We start from the raw sequence: 22,675 nt of genomic DNA on the forward strand, positions 1-22,675 counted from the left end.
GGCCGTGGCTGCGGCTCCGCCGGCCCCGCCTCCGCCACCTGCGCCTGCTCCCGCGCGCGTTCAGGCGGCCGCAGCGCCGCCTGCACCTGCAACTGCGCCGACGCGCGACCTCAATTCGCCGGTCGGCGTCTGGCTCACCGAGGAGAAGGAAGGCAAGGTCCGCATCGAGCAATGCGGCACCAACCTCTGCGGCTATTCGGTCGACAGCAAGTCGAACCAGAACGGCGAGCAGGTGCTGATCAACATGAAGGCGGGCAAGGACCAGAAATGGTCGGGCCGCATCCTCGATCCCAACTCGGGCTCGACCTACGATTCGACGATCGCCATGAAGGGCACCGACCGGCTGCGGGTGCAGGGCTGCGCCTTCGGCGGCATGTTCTGCGGCGGCCAGACCTGGACGCGGGTGAACTGAGATCCACCTGATCGTTCTTACTCAGACAAGGGGCTCGCGATGCGGGTCCTTTGCTTTTGCGCCCTGGCGTGCCGGCGTGCGCAGGCTCACACAGCCTTCAGCGCACGTGACAGCCCTCACATCGCCGGTTCCGCACGCGTGTCACGGTCCCCCGCATGGTCAACCACAGGGGCGTGTCATGAACGTGTTTCGCAAGGCTCTATTCTCCACCGCCGTCGTCATCGCTGTCCCGCTCGCGCAGGCCGACGCTGCGACAAGCACGTTCGATGGCGCGTGGAACGTCCGCATTGCTTCATCAAGCCAGGCCTGCGGCAACGGCGCGACGGTCTCCATCGGCATCAATAATGGCCAGATCGCCTCGAGCAGCGCCGCGGTGACGGCGTCGGGGCGCGTCGCCGATGCCGGCAACATCAAGGTCACCCTGAGCACCGGCATCAAGCGTGCCGTTGGCTTCGGCCGGCTCAGCGGCGCGTCCGGCTCCGGCACCTGGCGCGGCGCCATGTGCACGGGCACGTGGACCGCGGAGAAGATTTAGGTGCCGTGTCCCGGACAAGCGGCAGCGCGAAGCGTTGCCGCGCAGAGCCGGGACCCAGTGCTCTCAGTGGGTCGAAGATCTGGGTCCCGGATCGGCGACGCATCGCCTTGGACGATGCGTCTTGTCCGGGACACGAGAGTCAGCCCACCGCCGCGCCATACTCCGCGTCGGTGACCGGCTCCAGCCAGGTCGAGTAGACGCCGTCGAGCGCTTCCTGCATGGCGATGTGGCACATGCCGTTGGTCGGCGATGCGCCGTGCCAGTGCACTTCACCCGGCGGAATCCAGACGGTGTCGCCGGGACGGATTTCCTGGACCGGGCCGCCCTTGGTCTGAACGCGGCCGACGCCCGAGATCACGTAGAGCGTCTGCCCGAGCGGATGGTGGTGCCAGTTGGTGCGCGCGCCCGGCTCGAATGCGACGCGCGAGACGTTCAGCCGTGCAGGCGCCGGCGCCATGTTGATGGGGTCCTGCCACACGGTGCCGGTGAAGTGTTCCTTCGGCGCGCGGCGGGTCGGCCGCGTGCCGGCGAGCGTGATGTCCATGAGGGTCCTCGTTCCTTTGTCCGTTACTTCTTGCTGGCGGCGTAGCGCGCCTTGGTTTCGGCGTTCATGGGATAGAGGCCCGGCAGCACCGCGCCGTTGTTCACCTCGTTGACGATCCAGGCTTCCATCCGCTCCTGCTCGACGCCCTCATTGAGGACATGATCGAGCATCGCCTGCGGGATCAGCACGCAGCCGTCCTGGTCGGCGACCACGATGTCGTTCGGGAAGACGGCAACGCCGCCGCAGCCGATCGGTTCGCCCCAGCCGACGAAAGTGAGGCCTGCAACCGACGGCGGCGCGGCATAGCCGTCGCACCAAACCGGCAAATTGGTGCCAAGCACGCCCTCGACGTCACGCACCACGCCGTCGGTGACAAGCGCGGTGACGCCGCGCTTGACCATGCGCGCGCAAAGGATGTCGCCGAAGATGCCGGCATCGGTGATGCCCATGGCATCGACCACGGCGATGCAGCCCTCCGGCATCGCCTCGATCGCGGTGCGGGTCGAGATCGGCGACGACCAGGATTCCGGCGTCGCCAGATCCTCGCGCGCCGGCACGAAGCGCAGCGTGAAGGCCGGTCCCACCAGCCGCGGCAGGCCCGGCCGCAACGGACGCGCGCCGCGCATCCACACATTGCGCAGGCCCTTCTTCAGCAGGACCGTGGTGATGGTGGCGGTGGTGATGCCGGCGAGGGTCTTGCGGGCTTCGGGGGACAGCGACATGGACGAGAACGAGCTCCAAGGTGCGGGACAGAACGCGCGCATCTTGCGAGCCGCGAGCTTTGCGTCAAGGGCCAAGAGGCTAGCAATTACGCAGGGCCGCAGCGCCGTTATGCGATGCGATAACAAGGCTTTATCGCTTCCCCTTGCATTAATTTATTGGACTTGCGGGCACATTTACGCGAAGCAGGGACAAGCGGAACTCAAGGTCGAGCCCGCATTCCCGAGAAGCCCGATTACGACAGCGCTCTGACAGCTCAATGGCCGCGACGCTTCCCCCGCCCCGCCTTCTGCCCAGCGGCGACAGTGCCGTCACGGTCGAGTTCAGCCGCACCATCGACGACGATGCCAACCAGCGCGTGTTGGCGCTCGACAAGGCGCTGCTAGCTGCGCCCATCGACGGCATCACCGAGACCGTGCCGACCTATCGCTCGCTGCTGGTCCATTACGATCCCGGCGAGATCGGCTTTGAGGCGCTCGGCGAAAAGATCCTCCCGATCGCCACCCGGCCGCTGCCGCCGGTCACCAAAGCGCGCCGCTGGCGCGTTCCCGTCGCCTATGGTGGCGAGCACGGCATCGACCTCGAGGACGTCGCCAAGACGTTGGGCACCACGCCGGATGACATCGTCGTCAGGCATTCGCGCGGCGACTATAAAGTCGCCATGATCGGCTTCACGCCGGGCTGGTCCTATCTCAGCGGTCTCGACAAATTCCTGCACATGTCGCGGCGGCAATCGCCACGGCTGCTGACGCCATCAGGCACGATCTCGATCGGCGGCGTCCAGGCCGGCATCCAGTGCCTGGCCGCCCCGAGCGGCTGGCATCTGCTCGGCCGCACCCCGGTGCGAACCTATCAGCTCCACCGCAATCCGACGTTCCTCACCGAGCCCGGTGACCGCGTCACGTTCTACCCGATCGACCACAAGACATTCGAGGACATGGACCGCGCTGCGGAAGCCGGCGAGATCGTCGCCGAGCAGGTGGACGCATGAGCCGGCTCGTCGTTGCCAGCATCGGCCCTGCCAGCTCGGTCCAGGACGGCGGCCGCCACGGCGCGCAGCGCTACGGCTTGACCGTGAGCGGAGCGATGGACCGGCTGTCGCTTGCGGCGGCGAACACGCTGGTCGGCAACGAGCCGTTCGCGGCCGCCATCGAGATCGGCCCGTTCGGTGCCTCCTTCACCGCCCGCGACGGCGCCGTGCGCGTGGCGATATCGGGCGCGCCGCGCAATGCGGACATCGCCGGCAGCCCGGTCGCGATGGACACCTCGGTGACGCTCAAGGATGGCGAGACGCTGACGCTCGGCTTTGCCCGCGGCGGCGCCTTCACCTATCTCGCGATCGAAGGCGCCATCAAGGGCGAGGCAGTGTTCGGCAGTCTTGCTGTGAACGCCCGCGCCGGCCTCGGCAGCCCCTACCCGCGCCCGCTCCAGGCCGGTGACGAGTTCACGGTCGATGCCGCCAGCGGCGCACCGGAGCTGCGCATCGAGCTGCCGAAGCCGGCGAGCGGCCCGATCCGCGTGCTGCTGGGTCCTCAGGACGACGAGTTCGACGACGCCAACAAGGCGCTGTTCTTGGACAGCGAATGGAAAATCTCGGCGACCTCCGACCGCATGGGCTACCGCCTCGAGGGCCCCGCGATCAAGCATCTGCACGGCCACAACATCGTCTCCGACGGCACGGTCAACGGCAGCATCCAGGTGCCCGGCAACGGCGCGCCGATCGCGCTGATGATGGATCGCGGCACCTCCGGCGGCTATCCGAAGATCGCAACCGTGATCACGGCCGATATCGGCCGCCTCGCCCAGACCTCGGCAGGAACCGCGTTCCGCTTCAAGGCGGTCAGCATGGCCGAAGCGCAGGACGAGGCGCGCAAGTTCGCGCAAGCGATCCGCAGCCTGCCCGATCGTCTGCGCTCCTCCGATATCGTCGCCCTCAACATCGAGGCGCTCAGCGATGCTAACGTAGCGGGCTATGCGGTCAGCGCGGTCGATTCCGGGACGTGGCAGGTCACGGCGGAGCCGTAAGCGACAACAAGACCAGAGGCGGAGAGCAACCCATGAAGACAGTCGATCTGAATTGCGACCTCGGCGAAGGTTTTGGCGCGTGGGAGATGGGCAACGACGCCGCGATGATCGAGCTGGCAAGCTCGGTCAACGTCGCCTGCGGCTTCCATGCCGGCGACCCCGACATCATGCGCCGGACGGTGGAGCTTGCGAAGGCGCGCGGCGTCTCGGTCGGCGCGCATCCCGGCTATCGCGACCTGCACGGCTTCGGCCGGCATCCGATCGCAGGGCTCAAGGCCTCCGAGATCGAGAACCTCGTCGCCTATCAGATCGGCGCGTTGCAGGCGATCGCGATTGCGGCCGGCTACAAGGTCACCCATGTGAAGGCGCACGGCGCGCTCTCCAACGTCGCCTGCGAGGACGACATGACGGCGAAGGCGATCGCCGCCGGCATCAAGGCGGTGGATCCCAGCCTGATCTTCGTCGTGCTCGCCAATTCGAAGCTGGTGAAGGCCGGCGAAGACGCCAACCTGCCGATGGTGCACGAGGTGTTCGCCGACCGCGCCTATGAGGATGACGGCAACCTCGTCTCGCGCAAGAAGCCCGGCGCGGTGCTGCACGACGCCAAGGCGATCGCCGAGCGCGTGGTACGCATGGTGCAGGACGGCGCGGTGGTGTCGGTCACGGGCAAGGTCATCAAGATGCGCACGGATACGGTCTGCATCCACGGCGATACGCCGGGCGCGGTCGAGATCGCGCGCGGCGTGCGGCAGGCGTTGAAAGCTGCGGGGATCGATGTGGCGCCGTTCAAGCGCGGGGCGTGAGCAGGGTTCGGTGTCGTAGGGTGGATTAGCGAAGCGTAAGCCACCTCTTCTGCTGCAGCCATACAAGTGGTGGGTTACGCCTTCGGCTAACCCACCCTACGCAGACACATCAAAACGGGTGCACCGACAGCGTCCCGAACACGATCGCCGCGATCACCGCAAACGCGCTGTACATCGCAACGTGATGCATGCTCGCCCCGGTCCGGCGCGAGAGCGAGCGCGCGTAGAAGTGCAGCCTGGCTTCCGCCGATAGTTCGCGCATGGTCGATCTCCAACGCCCCATTTGCGGGAGTATGAAGGAACAACCAGGGCGGGAGGCAAGACGGTGGCGGAAAAAGCGATGAGGGTTCTCTGGAGGCCCCCCATCGCAGATGCAAATTCTCTTCACCAGCAGGTTCCGAGAATCTTATTCGTTAGAATCCAAGCCAGTTGGAACCGGAACGGATGACAATCGGATGACGCCCAACCCCGAGAGGAGTCGTCCGACTAGTACACGTCAGCCTGGAAGCGGCCAGTCTTCTTGAGCTCGGCGACGAAGCTGACGGCTTCATCGGTCGAACGTGCCCCGAACTGCGCGACGATGTCGACCAGCGCGCGCTCGACGTCCTTGGCCATGCGCTTGGCATCGCCGCAGATGTAGAGATGCGCGCCCTCGGCGAGCCAGGTCCACAATTCGCGGCCAACCTCGCGCATGCGGTCCTGCACGTAAAACTTCTTCTCGCCGTCGCGCGACCAGGCCAGCGACAGGCGCGTCAGAAGCCCTGAGGTCTTCATGGCGTTGAGCTCGTCCTGATAGAAGAAATCGCAATCGCTGCGCTGATGGCCGAAGAACAGCCAGTTCTTGCCGGGCGCGCCGGTCGCCTTGCGGTCGAACAGGAAGGCGCGGAACGGCGCGATGCCGGTGCCCGGACCGACCATGATAATCGGCGTCTTCGGATCTTGCGGCAGGCCGAAATTGTGCGCCTTCTGCACATAGACCTTGAGCTTCTCGCCTTCGTTGATCCGCTCGCCGAGGAAGGTCGAGGCGACGCCGAGCCGCCTGCGCTTGCCGATGACGTAGCGCACCGAGTCCACCGTCAGTGACAGCTTTCCCGGCGTCGCATTGTGCGAGGACGAGATCGAGTAGAGCCGCGGCTGCAGCGGCTCCAGCGCCTCGACGAAGGCCTCGGGATGCGGCCGCGTGCCGGAAAACTTCTGCAGTGCCGCCATCACGTCGAGCGTCGCGGCATCGCCATCGGGATCCTCTCCCTGCGCCAGCGCCCGCGCCTTCTCGCGCTGCGCGCCGCCGGTGATGAAGGAGATCAGCTCGAACAGAGTGTCGGGCGCCGGCGACAGCGAGACGTCGTCGATCAGCACCTCGCGCAGCGTCTTGCCGTTGACTTTGGTCGTGTGGGAGGCGCCGAGCAGCGCGATGACCTGGTCGACGAGGCCGACGTCGTTGCGCGGGAAGACGCCAAAACTGTCACCAACGACATAGTCGAGCTTGCCCTCGGAGAGATCGAACTCGATGTGATAGGTCTCCTTCTCCGACTTGCCCTTGTTGAGAAGACGGCGCGACAGGAAGGTCGCCTGGATCGGATTGTCGCGCGAGCGGCCGGGCTCTGCGATCGTCACGGTCACAGCCGGTGCCGGAGCGCCGGCCTTGTCAGTGCTCTTGTCGGTGGTCTTGGCCGCGGGCGCCTTGTCGAGCTCCTCGTACAGCGATTTCAGCATCCGCGCGGTTTCCTTGCCGCCGGGGACGCACAGATTGAGCCGCGCTTCGCTGCGGCTCGCGATCGCTTCCGAATAATCGTGGCAATTGTAGCCGCACTGGCCGCAATCCTGCTGTGCCATCGCCGCCATCATCTTGCGGCGCAAGGGACGGCCTTCGGCAAGCTTCATTCGCTCGGCGATCGGCATGGTCTGGTCGTGCCACGGCGCTTCGCCGTCGTCGCCGTCACCGGCCTGCATGACGGCGGCGCCCTGCTCTGCCGACAGCGGCGTTGCGACATCAGGCGAGAGCAGTCCGGCAAAGAAGCCGTTCAGCCAGGAGCGTTGCGCGTCGGAGAATGGCGCGCTGGCGGGGATGATATCGAGTTTCGGCGGAGGCGTGATCTGGTTCATGCGGACACCTGTGCATCGGCAAGCTTGCGCAGCGTTTCGCCGTCATGGCGGCGCGCGAACGAGAGGAAGGTTTCGTCGGGCGAGGCGCGATTGGCGAGATAGGCCTTGAGCAGCGCCTCGACCGTCTTCGGTGCGTCCTCGGCCTTGAGGTCGTGATAGACCTCCTGCCCGACATCGGCGTCGGGGCCGAACCCGCCGCCGGTGAAGAGGTGATAGCCCTCGACGGTGTCCTCCTCATTGATCGGCACGCGCGCGCCGATCAGTCCGATGTCGCTGATGTAATGCTGCGCGCAGGAATGATGGCAGCCGGTCAGGTGGATGTTCACCGGCTTGTCCATCGCGACGCGCGGCTCGCACCAGTCACCGATCTCCGCGGCATTGCGCTTGGTATTGGACGCCGCGAAGCGGCAGCCGGCATTGCCGGTGCAGGCGATCAGGCCGGCGCGGATGTGCGAGGCCTCGACCGCGAGCCCGATCTGCTTGATCGCGGCAATGGCGAGCTCGACATTCGCGTCGCGCACGCCCGAGATCAACAGGTTCTGCCAGACCGTGAGCCGGATCTCGCCGTCACCGAGATCTTGCGCCACCTTGGCGAGGCCCCGCATCTGATCGGAGGTGAGCTTGCCGAGTGTCAGCGATACGCCGATCCAGTTGAGGCCGTCCTGCTTCTGCTTGTGCACGCCGATATGCGCCATGCGGTCCGCCGCGGCCCGCGGCGCGAACGCCTCTTCCGGCACGCGCGTGAACGGCGTCTTCAACCGCTCCTCGACCAGCTTGAGGAAGCCGTCATGGCCCATTGCGTCGAGCACGTATTTAAGCCGTGCCTTGTTGCGGTTGGTGCGGTCGCCATGCTCGATGAACACGCGCACGATGGCGTCGGCGACGGCGGTCGCCTGCTCCGGCTTGACGATGATGCCGGAATATTTCGCAAAGTCTTTGTGACCGGTGATGCCGCCGAGGCCGAGCCGGAACCAGACGCCGGGCTCGACGCCGAAACCGTCCTTTACCTCATAGGCCGTGAAGGCGATGTCGTTGGTCTCTTCAAGCACCGCGATCCGGCCGGCGCCGTCGAAGGCGACGTTGAACTTGCGCGGCAAACCGTAGAGCGAGCGGTCGTTGAGGATGTGGTAGTGCCACTCGCGGGCATAGGGCCGCGTGTCGATGATTTCCTGCGGATCGATGCCGGCGGTCGGCGTTCCCGTCACGTTGCGGATGTTGTCGGCGCCGGAGCCGCGCGAGCACAGGCCGAGCTCCTGGATGCCCTCGATCATTCTGATCGCGTGCTTCGGCGGGATCTCGCGCAGCTGGAGATTGGCGCGCGTCGTCACGTGGCTGTAGGGGCCGCAGAGCTCGTCGGCGAGATCGGCAAGGCCCGACAGCTGCCAATGCTTCATGATGCCGTTCGGGATGCGCAGGCGGCACATGTAGGAGTCCTGCGTCGGCGCGACATAGAAGATGCCGTAATAGCGCCAGCGGAAATTGTCCGCCGGGCTCAGCGGGGTGTTGTCGAGCGCCTGCTGGCGCAGCCGCGGGTAGGCGTCGAAGGGGTGCTCGTCGCGCTTGAACTTCTCCTGATCGGCGAGCTTCTTGCCCGACGCGATCACCTTGTCCTGCGCCTTGATGTGCACGGCATCGGGACCCACAGGCTCGGCATTCGCCTTGCTGCTGCCGCCACCACCAAGGCCGCGGCCGACGCGGCTGATCTGCAGGCCGGTCGTGAAGCCTTCGAGATAGCGTTTCTGCTCGTCGGTAAAGTCGACTGAGAGCGAATCGATTTTCATGGTCGGTAACGAAGCTCCTGCGGCCACCTTCGGTGGCTTCGACGGATTGCGCGACCCGCGAGGAACGTCAGGCTGGCTCAGAAGCCGGCTTCGTCACTCACGGTCCGATCAGCTTCGTTGCTGCGGGACTTGGCTCAGCAGGCACCTATGACAAGCTGGCCGCAGCGCAACATTCAAGTTGCGTGCCAGCTTGATCGAAATAAAAACCAATGAAGTTTCAGATAATTAGGATGGGACCCGGAAACTGCCGGCTTGGGAACTCTCCCGAAATACGAGCAGCCAGCTCAAACATTAGCCAAGGATCTTAGATGCTCAAAAGCGAAGCAACCGCGAATCAGGCCTTCCAGCGCCCGACCCCGAAGGCCTCGAGATGCCCGCGGATATCGGCGGGGTCGAAGGCCGGACCGGCAAAGGCGCCGAACGCTGCGGGAGCCTCAAACGGCGCCCTGTTGCCGAGCGCCGCGTCGTAGAGATCGGGCCTGAACACCGCCATCGCCGTCTTGACCCCGTCAGGGGTGAGCGCCGTCTGGCCCCAGCGCACCATCTGCGCATAGAGCCAGGCGGCCTGGACCGGATCGGGCCGCCCTGCCCCTTCGCGTCCGACCAGCAGGTAGCGGCCGCTTTCGCGGAAGGTGCCATCGGGCGAAATCTTCAGGCGCCCGGTGAGGGTGCGTTGGATGACCTCGGCGTCGACGCCGATCCGTTCGGGTTGGGCCAGGATCTGCGCCGCCTCGGTCCGGTTCTCGGGATGCTCGATGAACTCGGCGGCTTTCACGGCTGCCCGCACCAGGGCTGCGACCACGTCCGGGTTCTTGTCGGCAAAGGTCTGGCGGACCGCCAGCACCTTCTCCGCCGCACGGACCAGAATGTCGGCGACGAAATGCAGGATATGGCCGATGCCGAGATCGACCGCGATCGAGTTCCAGGGGGCACCGACGCAGAACGCATCGACATGGCCGTTCTTGAGGCTGTCGACCATATAGGGCGGCGGCAGCACCACGAGGCGCACGTCCTCGTCGGGATCGACGCCCGCCGCCGCCATCCAGAACCGCAATTGATAATTGTGGGTGGAGAACGGGAAGGTCATGCCGAAGGTGAGCGGCTCGGCCCCTGCCGTGCGGCGCTTGGCAACCACCTTCGCCAGCGCTTTCGCCGTCGCCATCGGGTCGAAGCGATCGCCGTCGATCTCCTCCATCAGCGCGGCATGGAGCGCCGGCGACACCGTGATGGCATTGCCGTTGATGCCGAGATTGAAGGCCGCGGCGATCGGCACCTTGACGTGACCGAGGCCGAGCGAGGACGCGATCGCCACCGGCGCGAGCAGATGCGCGGCATCGAACAGGCCGATATTGAGCTTGTCGCGGACGTTGGACCAGGAGACCTCGCGCACCAGCTCGACCTCGAGCCCCTCGGCGGCGGCAAAGCCCTTGTCGACCGCGACGATCAGCGCGGCGGCATCGACCAGCGGAATGAACCCGATGCGGAGGGGAACGGTCATTTCAGCATCTCCGACGCGGTGATGATCGACTGTGCGATCTCGCCGATTTTCTTCTTCTCGCGCATCGCGGTGGAGCGCAGCAGCACATAGGCCTCGTCCTCGGTCAGGCCCTTCACCTTCATCAGAATGCCCTTGGCGCGCTCGATGATCTTGCGGTCCTCGAGCTGCGACTTGGTGCGCTCCAGTTCCTCCTGGAGCTTGGCGAAGGCGTTGAAACGGGACACGCAAAGGTCGAGGATCGGCTTGATGCGCTCCTTCTTCAGCCCGTCGACGATATAGGCCGACACCCCCGCCTCGACCGAGGCCTGGATCGAGGCTGAATCGCTCTGGTCGACGAACATGGCGACCGGCCGCTTCACCGCGCGGCTGACCTGGAACATCGCCTCCAGCACGTCGCGGCTGGGGTTTTCGAGATCGATCACGATGATGTCGGGGTCCGCCGCATAAATACGGGCCAGCAGGCTCTGCATCTCGCTGATATGGACGACTTGGGTAAACCCGGCCTCGCGCAATCCCTCCTCCAGGATCGCGGCCCGGATCGGGCTTTCGTCGACGATCACGATTTTGGGCGACTGTTCGGCGCTCATGGCTCACTCACGGCAGCTGATTCATCCATAGCACGCCGGATCGCCCTGCAAAGGGTTGTAATTATGGGCAATTGGGACTAGCTCAGGCCGGTCAATCAGGCAGATTAGATATGGATCAGACGGCTGCGCCCAAGGTCAGCTTCGGGTCGCTCGGGTGTCCCTGACACGACGAATGTAAACTCTCCATGCCGCCCTCCCGCAAGAAAACGCTCGCGCAGCCTTCAGCTGCGAAGCAGAACTCATGCTCTCACGGAATCTTCGCGCCAACGATCATCTTGTCGAGAAGTGGCATGGCGACCAGCACTGCCGCCTCAGTGCGGCCGGAGACCGCTAGCCGCACGACGTAGGAATTGCCGTCCTTGTCGCGGTCGGCGTAATGCGCGATGACTTCGATCGGCTGGTCCTTCAAGGACGGATTGTCGTAGCGGTTGATGATGACCTTCGGGTTGACCGAGGGAAGCGTAGTGATCTTGGCATGGTCGCCGGATGTCGTCGCCCAATCCTTATCACTCGTTGCGATCCATTGAACCAGTTCGGTGCGGTCCTCGTTATAGCGGCCTTCGGCATAGATGATTGCTTCTGCTTTACCGAATGTCTTCCCTTTGGGAACGAACATCGATGCGCCGTATTTGAGACTCGCGGCCTCATCCCTCGTCCACCCGTCGGGTGCCTTCACGCGAGGCCTGAATTCCGGACACAATCGTTCCTGCCGATCGCAGACATGGATGATCTTGTCGACTTCAGCGCGGGCCGGAAACATGGCGCCATAGGAAACGGTAACGAAAGCCAAGCCGAAGATGAAGCGGCGCATCGTGGTTAAGCTCCGTGAAATCAAGCAAGAAACCGAATAACAACCAAAACGGGCGTGTTCGAGCAATTCACCTCGGATCCTCCACTCGCTCGATCCGAATGAGCTTCCAGACCAGGAACCGTCAGTCAGTAATACCGTCGCTGGTGACTGGCCGATCACGCCAACTACGCGCGCGTACTGCTTTAGCCGCGCGCCGCATACGTTAGTTGTTGAATTTCGCCATCGGTTCAATTACTTGGATCGCAAATCCAGACAATTCAGATAGGCTCCAGGCGATTACATGGACAGAGCGCCGCGCATTTCATTCACGTCACTCGGGTGTCCCAAGGCCTTGGTGGATTCCGAGCGCATCATCACGCGGCTGCGCGCGGAGGGCTATGAGCTCGCCCGCAAGCATGACGGGGCGGACATCGTCATCGTCAACACCTGTGGCTTCCTCGACAGCGCCAAGCAGGAATCGCTCTCGGCGATCGGCGAGGCCATGGCCGAGAACGGCAAGGTGATCGTGACCGGCTGCATGGGCGCGGAACCGGAAGCGATCGAGCAGGCCTATCCGGGCGTGCTGTCCATCACCGGCCCCCAGCAATATGAGAGCGTGCTGAACGCCGTGCACCGCGCGCTGCCGCCGGCGCACAATCCGCATCTCGACCTGGTGCCGCCGCAGGGCATCAAGCTGACCCCGCGCCACTACGCCTATCTGAAGATTTCCGAGGGCTGCAACAACCGCTGCACCTTCTGCATCATTCCGAAGCTGCGCGGCGACCTCGTCTCGCGCCCAGCCGATGACGTGCTGCGCGAGGCCGAGCGCCTCGTCGGCGCGGGCGTCAAAGAGCTCCTGGTGATCTCGCAGGACACCTCAGCTTACGGCGTCGATCTCAAATATGCCGAGAGCCCGTGGAAGGACCGCCAGGTCCGCGCCAAATTCCTCGACCTCGCGCGCGAGCTCGGCGAGCTCGGGGCCTGGGTCCGGCTGCAATATGTCTATCCCTACCCGCATGTCGACGAGGTCATCGCACTGATGAACGAGGGCAAGGTACTGCCCTATCTCGACATCCCGTTCCAGCATGCGAGCCCCGAGGTGCTGAAGGCGATGAAGCGTCCGGCGGCGCAGGACAAGACGCTGGCGCGGATCAAGCGCTGGCGCGAGGAATGTCCCGATCTCGCCTTGCGCTCGACCTTCATCGTCGGCTTCCCCGGCGAGACCGATGCCGATTTCGCCTATCTGCTCGACTGGCTCGACGAAGCCGAGATCGACCGCGTCGGCTGCTTCAAATACGAGCCGGTCGCCGGCGCCACCTCGAACGCAATCGAGAATCCCGTCCCTGAAGAGGTCAAGCAGGAGCGCTACAATGCGCTGATGGCCCGGCAGCAGAAGATCTCGGCGCGCCGGCTGAAGCGCAAGGTCGGCACGCGCCAGCAGGTCATCATCGACGAGGTCGGCCCGACCGTCGCCAAGGGCCGCTCCAAAGCCGATGCGCCGGAGATCGACGGCGCGGTGTACCTGACGAGCCGCCGCCCGCTGCGCGTCGGCGAGATCGTCACGGCGAAGATCGAGCGCGCCGACGCATACGATCTGCACGGCAGCGTCGCGGGGTTCTGACCGCGTTCCGTCATTGCGGCGTAGCGAAGCAATCCAGAATCCCTCCGCGGGAACAGTCTGGATTGCTTCGCTACGCTCGCAATGACAGTGTGGAGACAATCACGCCAGCCATTTCGGCACCCAGCGCTCCGGCCTTGGTGCACGGGCGAGATCGGCTTTCGCCTCGGAGAGCAATGCCGGTTCACCGTCGATGGTCGGGCGCACGTCGTATTCGAAGCTCGGCATGACGCGGCCGTCGGCGTAGAGTCCGAACCTCATCGCGTACCATAACCCGAGCTCAGGCTGAGCCTTCCACATCTGTTCGCGCAGATCGCGCAGCAGGGATTCGATTGAAGCCGCTTCCTCAAACGGCTGCGGTCCGCGCGTCAGCACGCGCGCCTGGTATTGCTTGCCGACGATTGCGACCTCGAAACGCGTCTTATCCCAGGCATTCTTGCCCTTGGGCAGATGGGCGGCCAGCCGCCAGCCGAGTTCGGCCATCATGCGATGGTTGGCCCAATAATCCTCGCGGTCCCGGCTCCATTTTTCCATGAAGCCGCGGAAATCAGGCAGCTCCGGAGGCCCGTCGTCACACGTCGCCTTCTCGCCAACAGGCTGTCCAGCGAGCCATTGCGCAAGTTCGACGGTCTGAGGCTCGACTTCGTCATGCGGCTTCAGATCGCTCCAGGCCCTGTCGAATTGCTGCGACGTCAGCCTCGTCAGCAGCGCATCGAGGCTCGGCGCCAGCAATTCGTAATCACCCTCGGAACCCAGACCGACGATCGGCGGATTGTCGCGATCAAGACCCGCGCCATACCAGCCGCCGACGGCCGAGCCGTCCGGCAGGCGCATGAACAGCGAAAACCTGTCGCGCAAGGGACTGCCGTCGACGATCGGCGCGGAGTCGGAGAACTGGCCTTGCAGGGCGAAGCGGCCGACGCTGCCCCAGGGACGCCCCTCGAGCCAGCCGGCGAAATCGACCAGCAGCGGCGGCGCGTCGGTCCCGGGCGGAAATGCGCCGCGAATGCTGTCGAGGTCGATTGGGTAAGGCGTGTCGGACAAGGCTGAAAACTGGTCTGATTGGTCCCGTCTTGCTTGGTCTGAACCGACGTGAAGCCGGTTCGAACCAAATCGCATCCCATGATCACAAACGCGCCAGCGACCCGATGGTTGCTGCAGGGCGCGACACGGCGAGACGGCCTGCGCTCCGCAATGTGACACCATAATGCATTCACGCAGCGGTCACGGACTCGGCCTAACTCTGCCCGCGTTTTCAACGCGAGCGAGGAACGAGGATGAGCCGCCTCTCGGACATGCTGCGCACGCAGCGCTTCGACGATTACCGCTTCTACCACCAGAGCACCGTCAACCAGACGCTGCACAGCCGCCCACCCGACCTGACCGATGCACGCTCGGCGTGCATCTTGAAAAAAGCCTGCTTGACAAGTCCTGCCATTCGGCTGTACGGACCCGCCCCATGATCAACGCCCGGACCAACCAGCGCACCGAAATGCTCCGCCGTCGCTCCCGCGACGACGAGAGGGTGCGCCATGTCCGAGGACGCCGCTGAACCACTGAATTCAGCTAGTTTTCGAGAAAGGCCGCACCCGCAAGGTGCGGCCTTTCTGCTTTTTGCGCCCTTTTTTTTCCACCCCTGGAGTACGACATGACCACGCATCCGTATGACGCGCTGATGGACATCACCGCACGGCCAAAGACCGTGTTCGTCCGCGGCGCCGGCTCCTACCTCTGGGACGACAGCCGCAAGCGCTATCTCGACTTCGTGCAGGGCTGGGCCGTGAACTGCCTCGGCCATTCCCCGCCCGCGATCGCCGATGCGCTCGCAGCTCAGGCCAAGCGGCTGCTGACGCCGAGCCCGGCCTTCTACAACGAGCCGAGCCTCAAGCTGGCGCAGGCGCTGGTCGAGAACAGCGCGTTCGACCAGGTGTTCTTTGCCAATTCGGGCGCGGAAGCCAACGAGGGTGCGATCAAGCTCGCGCGCAAATACGGCAGCCTGCACAAAGGCGGCGCGTTCGAGATCATCAGCTTCGAAGGCGGCTTCCACGGCCGGACGCTGGCGACGATGTCGGCTTCGGGCAAGAAGGCGTTCGAGCCGCTGTTCGAGCCGAAGGTCGCGGGCTTCAAGAAGGCCAAGCTGAACGACATCGCCTCGGTGGAAAAGCTGATCAACGCCAACACCGTCGCCGTGATGCTCGAGCCGATCCAGGGCGAATCCGGCGTGTGGCCTGCGACCGATCAGTTCCTGCAGCAGCTGCGCGCGCTGACCGAGGCGCACGGCCTCTTGCTCATTTTCGACGAAATCCAGACCGGCATGGGCCGGACCGGAAAGCTCTTCCACTATGAGCATACGGGGATTGCGCCCGACATCATGACGCTCGGCAAGGGCATCGGCGGCGGCGTGCCGCTCGCAGCCCTGCTCGCGACCGAACGCGCCTCATGCTTCGAGCACGGCGACCAGGGCGGCACGTTCAACGGCAACCCGATCATGTGCGCGGCAGGCCTTGCGGTGCTTGAGGAGATCAAGAAGCCCGACTTCCTGAAGCAGGTGGCCGAGACCGGCCTCTTGCTCGAAAGCGAGCTGCAGAAGATTTCGGCCCGGCATGGCCTCGGCGGCGTGCGCGGACGCGGCCTGTTGCTCGCGCTCGACCTCAAGCTGCCGATCGCACCGGGCATCGTCGCACAGGCGTTCGAAGCCGGCGTGCTGCTGAATGCCCCACAGCTCGACAGCTTGCGCTTCATGCCGGCGCTGAACGTCACGAGGAGCGAGATCGCCGAGATGATCGAATGTCTCGACGCGATCTTGACCAAGGCCGGCGCGGCAAGACGCGTCGCGTAGTGCTGTAGGGTGGGCAAAGCGAAGCGTGCCCACCATTCAAACTGTCGTTGCGAATTGGTGGGCACGGCGCGTTACGCCTTTGCCCCACCCTACGACAGCCAGTTCGAAGGTGGTAGGGTTCCGTAGCTCAATGGACAGAGCACCGCGTTGCGGGCGCGGAGGTTCGAGGTTCGACTCCTCGCGGGACCACCATCTACGGCTTCAAGATCGAAGCCCCCGTGGTCTTGCGGCTTTCGAGATCGATATGCGCCTTGGCGGCGTCCTTGAGCGCGTAGGCGTGGTTGATCGGCACGTGCAGCTTGCCGTTGATGACCGCGGCGAACAGGGTGTCGGCACCTTCGAGCAGTTCCTTGCGCGTGCCGACATAATCGTTGAGCTTCGGCCGCGTCGCGAACAGCGAGCCGTGATTGTTGAGCTCGGCGATCGCGAACGGTGGCACGGGGCCCGACGCATTGCCGAACGAGACGAACATGCCGCGCGGCTTCAGGCAGGACAGCGAGCCCGGGAACGTCGCCTTGCCGACGCCGTCATAGACGACGTCGCAGCCCTCGTTACGGCTGATCTGCTTCACGCGCGCAACGAAATCCTCCTCGTTGTAGAGGATGACGTGATCGCAGCCATTGGCCTCCGCAAGCTCGGCCTTCTCGCGCGAGCCGACGGTGCCGATGACATGCGCGCCAAGCGCCCTCGCCCACTGGCAGGCGAGCAGGCCGATGCCGCCGGCGGCGGCGTGGACCAGCACGCGATGATGCGGCTCGACCTTGAAGGTCTTGTGCAGGAGATACCAGACCGTCAGCCCCTTCAACATCAGCACGGCACCCTGCTCGTAGGTGATGTGATCGGGCAGTTTGACCAGCTTCTCCCAGGGGATGTTGCGCTCGCCGGTATAGGCGCCGAGATTGTGGTAATAGGCGACGCGGTCGCCGGGATGAAAATTCGTCACGCCTGGCCCGACCGCGACCACCTCGCCGGAGGCCTCATTGCCGGCGATGAAGGGCAGCCCCGGCGCCTTGTAGAGGCCGGTGCGGTAATAGACGTCGATGAAGTTGAGGCCGACCGCGTGCTGGCGGATGCGCACCTCGCCGGGCCCGGGCGCCGGCACGTCGACGCTCTCATAGACCAGGGCTTCGGGGCCTCCGACCTTGTGCACACGGATGGCTTTCGTCATCACCTGACCTCCTCTTCGTGCGGCTGAGCGAAAGCTATCGCGCCCGCCTTGTCAACTCGACGCCGACTGGAAACGACCCAACGCGACTACTTGGCGGCTTTCCGGCGGTTGCGCCTGGCCAGCACGTTGAAGAACTCCACCGCCGCCGAGAACGCTATTGCGAAATAGATGTAGCCGCGCGGAATGTGGAAGTGGAATCCGTCCGCAACCAGCGCGACGCCGATCAACACCAGGAAGGCCAGTGCCAGCATCTTGGTGGTCGGATGCTCCGCGACGAATCGCGCCACCGGACCCGCCGAAACGTACATGACCGCGCATGCGATCACGACCGCCGCGATCATGATCTTGATGTCCTCGGCCATGCCGATCGCAGTGATGATCGAGTCCAGCGAGAACACGATGTCGATGATCACGATCTGGACGATCACCCAGAAGAAGGCGCTGCCTGTGGAGTCCTTCTCGCTCGCGTCGTGATCGGATTCGACCTCGCCGTGAATCTCATGTGTGGCCTTGGCGATCAGGAAGAGGCCGCCGCCGATCAGGATGAGATCGCGCCAGGAAAAAGCATAGCCCTGAATCGAGAGCACCGGAGCGGTCAGGCCGATCAGCCAGACCAGGAGACTGAGCAGGATGAGGCGAAAGACCAGTGCCAGCGCAAGCCCGATCTGGCGGGCGCGCTGCGCCGGTTTCTCGGGAAGGCGCGAGACGAGCACCGAGATGAAGATGACGTTGTCGATGCCGAGCACGATCTCGAGCGCCGTCAAGGTGAGCAGCGCGGCCCAGGCTTCCGGGCTGGTCAGCAGCTCCATCACGCCGATAATCTCGCCAGGGATTTCGCCAACCGGATCAAGGCATCGCTGAAGCTGATCCAGAGCGCGATGGCGCAGAGCACGACGGTCACCCCGGTGCCGACGCGAAAATCCATTTGCAGCGTGTAGAAGGCGAGCAGCGCCCAGACCGCGATCAGCGACATCGTCAGCCAGCGCAGCCGCACCACCCTGACAGGGTGCAGCACATGGAAAGGCACGAACGTCAGCACGACCAGCGCGGCGACCAGCAGCGTCGCCCACAGCGGCGGCCAATGCAGCAGGAACAGATAGAACGCGGCCGCATTCCAAAGCGCCGGGAAGCCGCGGAAATGATTGTCGTCGGCCTTCATGCGCTGGTCGGCGAAATACAACGCGCTGGTGACGATGATGGCGATGCCGAGCAAGGGAGCCGCTACCGGCAGCAGCATGCCGCTCGCGACGATCGCATAGGCCGGCACGAAGACATAGGTGCAGAAGTCGACCACGAGATCGAGCACGTCGCCCGACCAGTTCGGCTGCACGTTCTTGACGTCGAGCCGCCGCGCGATCGGCCCGTCGATCGCGTCGATGATCAGGGCGACGCCCAGCCATTGAAACATCGCCGCCCAGTGCTCGCGCACGGCCTCCAGCATCGCCAGGAGCGCGATTGCCGCGCCGAAGGCGGTAAAGATGTGCACCGAGAAGGCTGCGGCGCGGATCACCGGTCTCGGCTTCAGGGAATCCTGCTGCGTATCCATGGCTTCTGCTATCAGAATGCGACCGGTTTGCACATCCGCCATTGCGGCGCACGATCGCAAAATTCGCCATAAAATCAGGGAAATATAGGTGGGCTTGAATTTGCCGCCCGGCGTGTCAAATGTCGTTCCATGATAGACGCATCGACACTCCATGACGCGGCCGTGATCGGCGGCGGACCTGCCGGCCTTGCCGCGGCGATCGCACTGGCGCAGGCGGGTGCCCGGACCGCACTGGTGGCGCGTCGCGTTCCCTATGCCGACAATCGCACCACCGCATTGCTCGGCGCCTCCATCGATCTATTGGAAGGCCTCGACGTCTGGTCGCGCTGCAGGGACAAGGCGGCTGCGCTGGAAGTCATGCGCCTCGTCGACGACACCGGCCGGCTGTTCCGCAGCCCCGAGGTGCGCTTCTCCTGTCACGAAATCGGCCTCGATGCGTTTGGCTACAACATCGACAACCGCTCGCTGATGCTGGCGCTGGAAGCGCGCGCGGCCGAGCTGCCCAATCTCGTCCGCTTCGACGACGAGGCCGAAAGCGTCGTCATCGAGGCCGACGACGTCGCGCTGCGCACGGCGTCCGGACAGTTTCTCTCGGCGCGCCTCGTGGTCGGCGCCGACGGCCGGCACTCGCTGTGCCGCGAGGCTGCTGGCATCGCCGTGACGCGGCGCGAGCTGCACCAGACTGCGCTGACCTTCAACATCAGCCATGCCCGGCCGCATCGCAACGTCTCGACCGAGTTCCACACGCCGCACGGGCCTTGCGTGTTCGTGCCCCTGCCCGGCGACCGCTCCAGCATCGTCTGGGTCGCAGCGCCTGCGGAGGCTGAACGGCTGCGCGGCTTGAGCGACGAGGCGCTGTCGGCGGCGATCGAGAAACAGTCGCATTCGATCCTGGGACGGATGAATGTGGAGCCTGGCCGCAACCTGTTCCCGCTCGCGATCGAGCGTCCGAAATGCTTCGGCCGCGACCGTATCGCGCTGGTCGGCGAAGCCGCCCATGTGGTGCCGCCGATCGGCGCCCAGGGCCTCAATCTCGGCCTGCGCGATGCCGCCGACATTGCCCGGCTCGCGGGCGAGGCCATCGCCGCGGGACAGGATCCCGGCGCCGACGATGTGCTCAAGCGCTATGACCGCGCGCGGCGTCCGGACATCTTGAGCCGTACCTTTGCGATCGACATCGCCAACCGCTCCTTGCTCAACGATTTCCTGCCGCTCCAGCCCGTCCGCGCCGTCGGCATGCACCTCCTCGGCGCCATCGGCCCGCTCCGGCGCTTCGCCATGCGCGAAGGCCTGACGCCGACCTGGCGCAGGTAGCTCCGAAGCGCGTTAGGTTGGACGACTTCACCGCTGGCTCGGTGCAACCTCTCCCGCTTGCGGGGGAGGTCGGCGCGAAGCGCCGGGTGGGGGCTCTCTCCGCGACGGGATTTTTTCTGCACTCTCGACAATCCCGACGCGGAGAGAGCCCTCTCCCCGACCCTCTCCCGCAAGCGGGAGAGGGAGCGCACCGGCCCGCGGAAGAGATCAAGCCAATCTCATCACCATCAAGGAAACGCCAACCGTCCCGTCTGGATCGCCCACATCACGCTAGTCAGCGTGACCACCGACGCGAAGGTGCCGAGCAGGACCGCGACCGAGGCGGACTCGATCCAGGCATCGTTCTGCCGGGCGATGACGAACACGTTGAGCGCCGGCGGCAGCGCGGCCATCAGCACGGCGGTGGCGGCCCAGGGCTGCGCGAACGGGCCGAACGCCAGCATCAGGGCGAACGCCGCGAGCGGATGGATCAGCAGCTTGACCGCGATCACGCCCGGCACCTCCCACGGCACCCGATCGAACGGGCGGAGCGCCACGGTCACGCCGAGCACGAACAGCGCGGTCGGCGCGGCCGCGTTCTGCAGGAAGGTGATGGTGCGGTCGAGCGCGACCGGCAGCTCGATATGCAGCGCCGCCACCGCCGCGCCGAAGCAAGCCGACATGATCAGCGGATTGAGCACGATCTGCTTCAGCACGACGCCGAAAGCATGGACGAGCGAGGGATGGTCGCGGTCGGAAAGCTCGATCAAGAGCGGCACGATCGTGAACAGGAAGATGCTGTCGCAGCAGAAGATCAGCGCGGTCGGCGCAGCCGCCTTCGGCCCCAGCACCGCAAGTGCGAGGCCCGGGCCCATATAGCCGATATTGCCGTAGCCGCCGGAGAGGCCCGCGAGCGTCGCTTCGCGCAGCGTCAGCCGTCCGAATAGCTTGCCGACCACCAGCGCCAGCGTGAATGCCGCGACCGTCGAGAGCGTCGTCGCCACCAGGAACGGCGGGTTATTCAATTCCGAAAACGGCGTCTTCGACATGATCGCAAACAGCAGCGCCGGCAGCGAAACGTAGAGCAGGAAGAAGTTCATCCAGGCGAGCCCCGATTCCGGGATGGACTTGACCTTCCCGCAAGCGAAACCGACGAAGATCAAGCCGAAATAAGGCAGCGCCAGATTGAGGATATCGACCATTGCTGAAGTTTTTTCTGAAGGCTTGGGGGCTATCCGCCCCGGAGACGAAGGTTAATTCCAGCTGAGGGCACTAGCATCGGCCACAATCCTGGTCTATCGACGGGGGATGATTAAAGCGCGGACCGCCAAATTCCAGATCGGACAGGTCGTTCGTCACCGGATCTTCTCGTTCCGGGGGGTGATTTTCGACATCGATCCGGAATTCAACAACACCGAGGAATGGTGGTTGTCGATTCCCGAGGAAGTGCGGCCCCACAAGGACCAGCCGTTCTATCACCTGCTCGCGGAGAACGCGGAATCCGAATACGTCGCCTATGTCTCGGAGCAGAACCTGTTGCCGGACGATTCCGGCGAGCCGGTCCGGCATTCCCAGGTCGCCGAGATCTTCGTCAAGGACAAGGCCGGCGGCTATCGCCCGCGCAATCCCTCGCTGAACTGATCGTCGTGATCGTCGGCCAGCAAAAAAGGCGCTCGAACCGAGCGCCTTTTTCACGTCCGGGATTTGCTCCCGATTACTTCTGACCGGTCGGAGCCGCGCCCGGTGCGCCACCACCCTGCTGCTCGAGCTTCTTGCGCTGCTCTTCGGCCTTCTTCTGCAGCTCTTCCTGCAGCTTCTTCTGGGTTTCCTCGAACACCTTCGGATCGGTCGGCGGACCGTCATAGGCCTTCTGGAATTCGCCGGCGAGCGGCAGCGGCAGCGTCAGCGGCGCGCCGTTGGCATTGATCGCCTGGACAACGAGATTCTGGCCCTTCTTCATGTTGTTGATGAGCTCGGGCGTGGCCTCGTAGTCGGACATGCAGCCGTTCTGGAAGCAGATCACATAGGGCTGCTGCAGCGGCGCGTTGCTGTCGACGATGATGCGGGTGCCGTGCACGAGCTGCATGCCGAGCGGCAGCGTCACGCGCAGGATCTTCTTGGGCTCGCCTTCCGGCTCGATGATCACGGCCGCGATGACCGGCTGGCCCGATTCGATACGGCCGTCCTTGCCGGTGAAGCAGACCTGCTTGGCATTGGCGTCCTGGCCCTTGAGGCAGAACTTGGTCCAGGGCGCATAGATCAGCTGGATCTGCTGATCGGCGGGCTGAGCTGCGCCCTGCTGCGGGGCGCCTTGCTGCGGGGGAGCCTGAGGGGATGCTGCGGGCGCCGGAGCCTTGGGAGCTGCCTTGGGAGCAGCCGCCTTCGGAGCCGGGGCCGGGGAGGCCTTGGGCGC

At 64.8% G+C, this 22,675-nt stretch carries 24 protein-coding genes and 1 tRNA gene; 11 read left to right on the forward strand and 14 right to left on the reverse strand.

Going from position 1 to position 22,675, the window contains the following annotated elements:
* Together I6F28_RS36075 and I6F28_RS36080 are read left to right on the forward strand one after the other, a co-directional pair.
* Positions 1-412, forward strand: a 412-nt coding sequence (locus I6F28_RS36075) for a DUF2147 domain-containing protein (RefSeq protein ID WP_225143707.1), incomplete at its 5' end; no start/stop codon positions are given.
* A 178-nt stretch (positions 413-590) separates the two neighbouring features.
* A complete protein-coding gene (locus I6F28_RS36080; protein WP_225115000.1) occupies positions 591-947 on the forward strand; it encodes a hypothetical protein in 357 nt (118 codons plus the stop codon).
* Positions 948-1,086: 139 nt separating this feature from the next.
* On the opposite strand, the gene I6F28_RS36085 is transcribed toward I6F28_RS36080, so the two are convergent.
* Together I6F28_RS36085 and I6F28_RS36090 are read right to left on the reverse strand one after the other, a co-directional pair.
* Positions 1,087-1,491: a (R)-mandelonitrile lyase gene (locus I6F28_RS36085; protein WP_036012436.1), complete on the reverse strand. Its 405-nt coding sequence runs from the start codon at positions 1,489-1,491 to the stop codon at positions 1,087-1,089.
* Positions 1,492-1,514: 23 nt separating this feature from the next.
* Positions 1,515-2,213, reverse strand: coding sequence for a ribonuclease activity regulator RraA (locus I6F28_RS36090; protein ID WP_036012452.1), 699 nt, complete (start codon positions 2,211-2,213; stop codon positions 1,515-1,517).
* Positions 2,214-2,470: 257 nt separating this feature from the next.
* Here I6F28_RS36090 and pxpB point away from each other — a divergent pair, with 257 nt between their 5' ends.
* From pxpB to I6F28_RS36105, 3 genes are read left to right on the forward strand one after another with little or no spacing between them, the layout of a single operon-like run.
* Positions 2,471-3,202 (forward strand): 5-oxoprolinase subunit PxpB, encoded by a 732-nt coding sequence (gene pxpB / locus I6F28_RS36095; RefSeq protein WP_225131385.1) that lies wholly within the window; start codon positions 2,471-2,473, stop codon positions 3,200-3,202.
* Entirely contained in the window at positions 3,199-4,236 is a 1,038-nt protein-coding gene (locus I6F28_RS36100; RefSeq protein WP_225143708.1) for a 5-oxoprolinase subunit C family protein, read from the forward strand. The genes pxpB and I6F28_RS36100 overlap by 4 nt, the downstream gene beginning before the upstream one ends.
* A gap of 32 nt (positions 4,237-4,268) precedes the next feature.
* Positions 4,269-5,039 carry a LamB/YcsF family protein gene (locus tag I6F28_RS36105; RefSeq protein ID WP_225143709.1) on the forward strand — a complete coding sequence of 257 codons (771 nt, stop codon included), beginning with the start codon at positions 4,269-4,271 and terminating at the stop codon, positions 5,037-5,039.
* A 109-nt stretch (positions 5,040-5,148) separates the two neighbouring features.
* Here I6F28_RS36105 and I6F28_RS36110 read toward each other — a convergent pair whose 3' ends face one another.
* The 6 genes from I6F28_RS36110 to I6F28_RS36135 all read right to left on the reverse strand — a co-directional run bounded on the left by I6F28_RS36110 (position 5,149) and on the right by I6F28_RS36135 (position 11,819).
* Complete coding sequence (locus I6F28_RS36110) at positions 5,149-5,301, reverse strand: hypothetical protein (protein WP_036028094.1); 153 nt, start codon at positions 5,299-5,301, stop codon at positions 5,149-5,151.
* A 224-nt stretch (positions 5,302-5,525) separates the two neighbouring features.
* Positions 5,526-7,142 carry a sulfite reductase subunit alpha gene (locus tag I6F28_RS36115; RefSeq protein WP_225143710.1) on the reverse strand — a complete coding sequence of 539 codons (1,617 nt, stop codon included), beginning with the start codon at positions 7,140-7,142 and terminating at the stop codon, positions 5,526-5,528.
* On the reverse strand, positions 7,139-8,923 hold the full coding sequence (locus I6F28_RS36120) for a NirA family protein (protein ID WP_225143711.1): 1,785 nt from the start codon (positions 8,921-8,923) through the stop codon (positions 7,139-7,141). The genes I6F28_RS36115 and I6F28_RS36120 overlap by 4 nt, the downstream gene beginning before the upstream one ends.
* Before the next feature lie 334 nt (positions 8,924-9,257).
* On the reverse strand, positions 9,258-10,421 hold the full coding sequence (locus I6F28_RS36125) for a CmpA/NrtA family ABC transporter substrate-binding protein (protein ID WP_225143712.1): 1,164 nt from the start codon (positions 10,419-10,421) through the stop codon (positions 9,258-9,260).
* On the reverse strand, positions 10,418-11,008 hold the full coding sequence (locus tag I6F28_RS36130; RefSeq protein ID WP_036012463.1) for an ANTAR domain-containing response regulator: 591 nt from the start codon (positions 11,006-11,008) through the stop codon (positions 10,418-10,420). The genes I6F28_RS36125 and I6F28_RS36130 overlap by 4 nt, the downstream gene beginning before the upstream one ends.
* Positions 11,009-11,255: 247 nt before the next feature.
* The gene (locus tag I6F28_RS36135) at positions 11,256-11,819 is read right to left on the reverse strand and encodes a hypothetical protein (RefSeq protein WP_036012466.1); all 564 of its coding nucleotides are present in this window, start codon (positions 11,817-11,819) and stop codon (positions 11,256-11,258) included.
* A 280-nt stretch (positions 11,820-12,099) separates the two neighbouring features.
* Between I6F28_RS36135 and rimO the strand changes: the two genes are divergently transcribed.
* Positions 12,100-13,419: a 30S ribosomal protein S12 methylthiotransferase RimO gene (rimO, locus tag I6F28_RS36140; RefSeq protein ID WP_036012469.1), complete on the forward strand. Its 1,320-nt coding sequence runs from the start codon at positions 12,100-12,102 to the stop codon at positions 13,417-13,419.
* Between the two features lie 99 nt (positions 13,420-13,518).
* Here the strand turns inward: rimO and I6F28_RS36145 are convergent, their stop codons facing one another.
* The gene (locus I6F28_RS36145) at positions 13,519-14,460 is read right to left on the reverse strand and encodes a hypothetical protein (protein WP_036012471.1); all 942 of its coding nucleotides are present in this window, start codon (positions 14,458-14,460) and stop codon (positions 13,519-13,521) included.
* Positions 14,461-14,693: 233 nt separating this feature from the next.
* Between I6F28_RS36145 and I6F28_RS36150 the strand changes: the two genes are divergently transcribed.
* From I6F28_RS36150 to I6F28_RS36160, 3 genes are all read left to right on the forward strand, one after another.
* The gene (locus I6F28_RS36150; protein WP_225143713.1) at positions 14,694-14,879 is read left to right on the forward strand and encodes a hypothetical protein; all 186 of its coding nucleotides are present in this window, start codon (positions 14,694-14,696) and stop codon (positions 14,877-14,879) included.
* Positions 14,880-15,064: 185 nt separating this feature from the next.
* The gene (locus I6F28_RS36155) at positions 15,065-16,255 is read left to right on the forward strand and encodes an acetylornithine transaminase (RefSeq protein ID WP_225143714.1); all 1,191 of its coding nucleotides are present in this window, start codon (positions 15,065-15,067) and stop codon (positions 16,253-16,255) included.
* A 116-nt stretch (positions 16,256-16,371) separates the two neighbouring features.
* A tRNA-Arg gene (locus tag I6F28_RS36160) sits at positions 16,372-16,447 on the forward strand.
* Position 16,448: 1 nt separating this feature from the next.
* Here I6F28_RS36160 and I6F28_RS36165 read toward each other — a convergent pair.
* From I6F28_RS36165 to pcsA, 3 genes are all read right to left on the reverse strand, one after another.
* Positions 16,449-17,423, reverse strand: a complete 975-nt coding sequence (locus I6F28_RS36165) for a quinone oxidoreductase family protein (RefSeq protein ID WP_036012480.1) — start codon at positions 17,421-17,423, stop codon at positions 16,449-16,451.
* A gap of 86 nt (positions 17,424-17,509) precedes the next feature.
* A complete protein-coding gene (locus tag I6F28_RS36170; protein WP_036012482.1) occupies positions 17,510-18,235 on the reverse strand; it encodes a TerC family protein in 726 nt (241 codons plus the stop codon).
* Positions 18,232-19,011 (reverse strand): phosphatidylcholine synthase, encoded by a 780-nt coding sequence (gene pcsA / locus I6F28_RS36175; RefSeq protein ID WP_370098139.1) that lies wholly within the window; start codon positions 19,009-19,011, stop codon positions 18,232-18,234. The genes I6F28_RS36170 and pcsA overlap by 4 nt, the downstream gene beginning before the upstream one ends.
* Before the next feature lie 87 nt (positions 19,012-19,098).
* Between pcsA and I6F28_RS36180 the strand changes: the two genes are divergently transcribed.
* Positions 19,099-20,283: a UbiH/UbiF family hydroxylase gene (locus I6F28_RS36180; protein ID WP_225143716.1), complete on the forward strand. Its 1,185-nt coding sequence runs from the start codon at positions 19,099-19,101 to the stop codon at positions 20,281-20,283.
* A gap of 227 nt (positions 20,284-20,510) precedes the next feature.
* Here I6F28_RS36180 and I6F28_RS36185 read toward each other — a convergent pair whose 3' ends face one another.
* A complete protein-coding gene (locus I6F28_RS36185) occupies positions 20,511-21,464 on the reverse strand; it encodes an AEC family transporter (RefSeq protein ID WP_036012489.1) in 954 nt (317 codons plus the stop codon).
* Positions 21,465-21,570: 106 nt separating this feature from the next.
* On the opposite strand from I6F28_RS36185, the gene hspQ reads away from it, so the two are divergent.
* The gene (gene hspQ, locus I6F28_RS36190; protein WP_024341905.1) at positions 21,571-21,903 is read left to right on the forward strand and encodes a heat shock protein HspQ; all 333 of its coding nucleotides are present in this window, start codon (positions 21,571-21,573) and stop codon (positions 21,901-21,903) included.
* A gap of 73 nt (positions 21,904-21,976) precedes the next feature.
* Here the strand turns inward: hspQ and I6F28_RS36195 are convergent.
* A partial coding sequence (locus tag I6F28_RS36195) for an invasion associated locus B family protein (protein WP_225143718.1) occupies positions 21,977-22,675 on the reverse strand: 699 nt, incomplete at its 5' end.

Source organism: Bradyrhizobium sp. NBAIM14 (assembly GCF_020193895.1).
Classification (GTDB): domain Bacteria; phylum Pseudomonadota; class Alphaproteobacteria; order Rhizobiales; family Xanthobacteraceae; genus Bradyrhizobium; species Bradyrhizobium yuanmingense.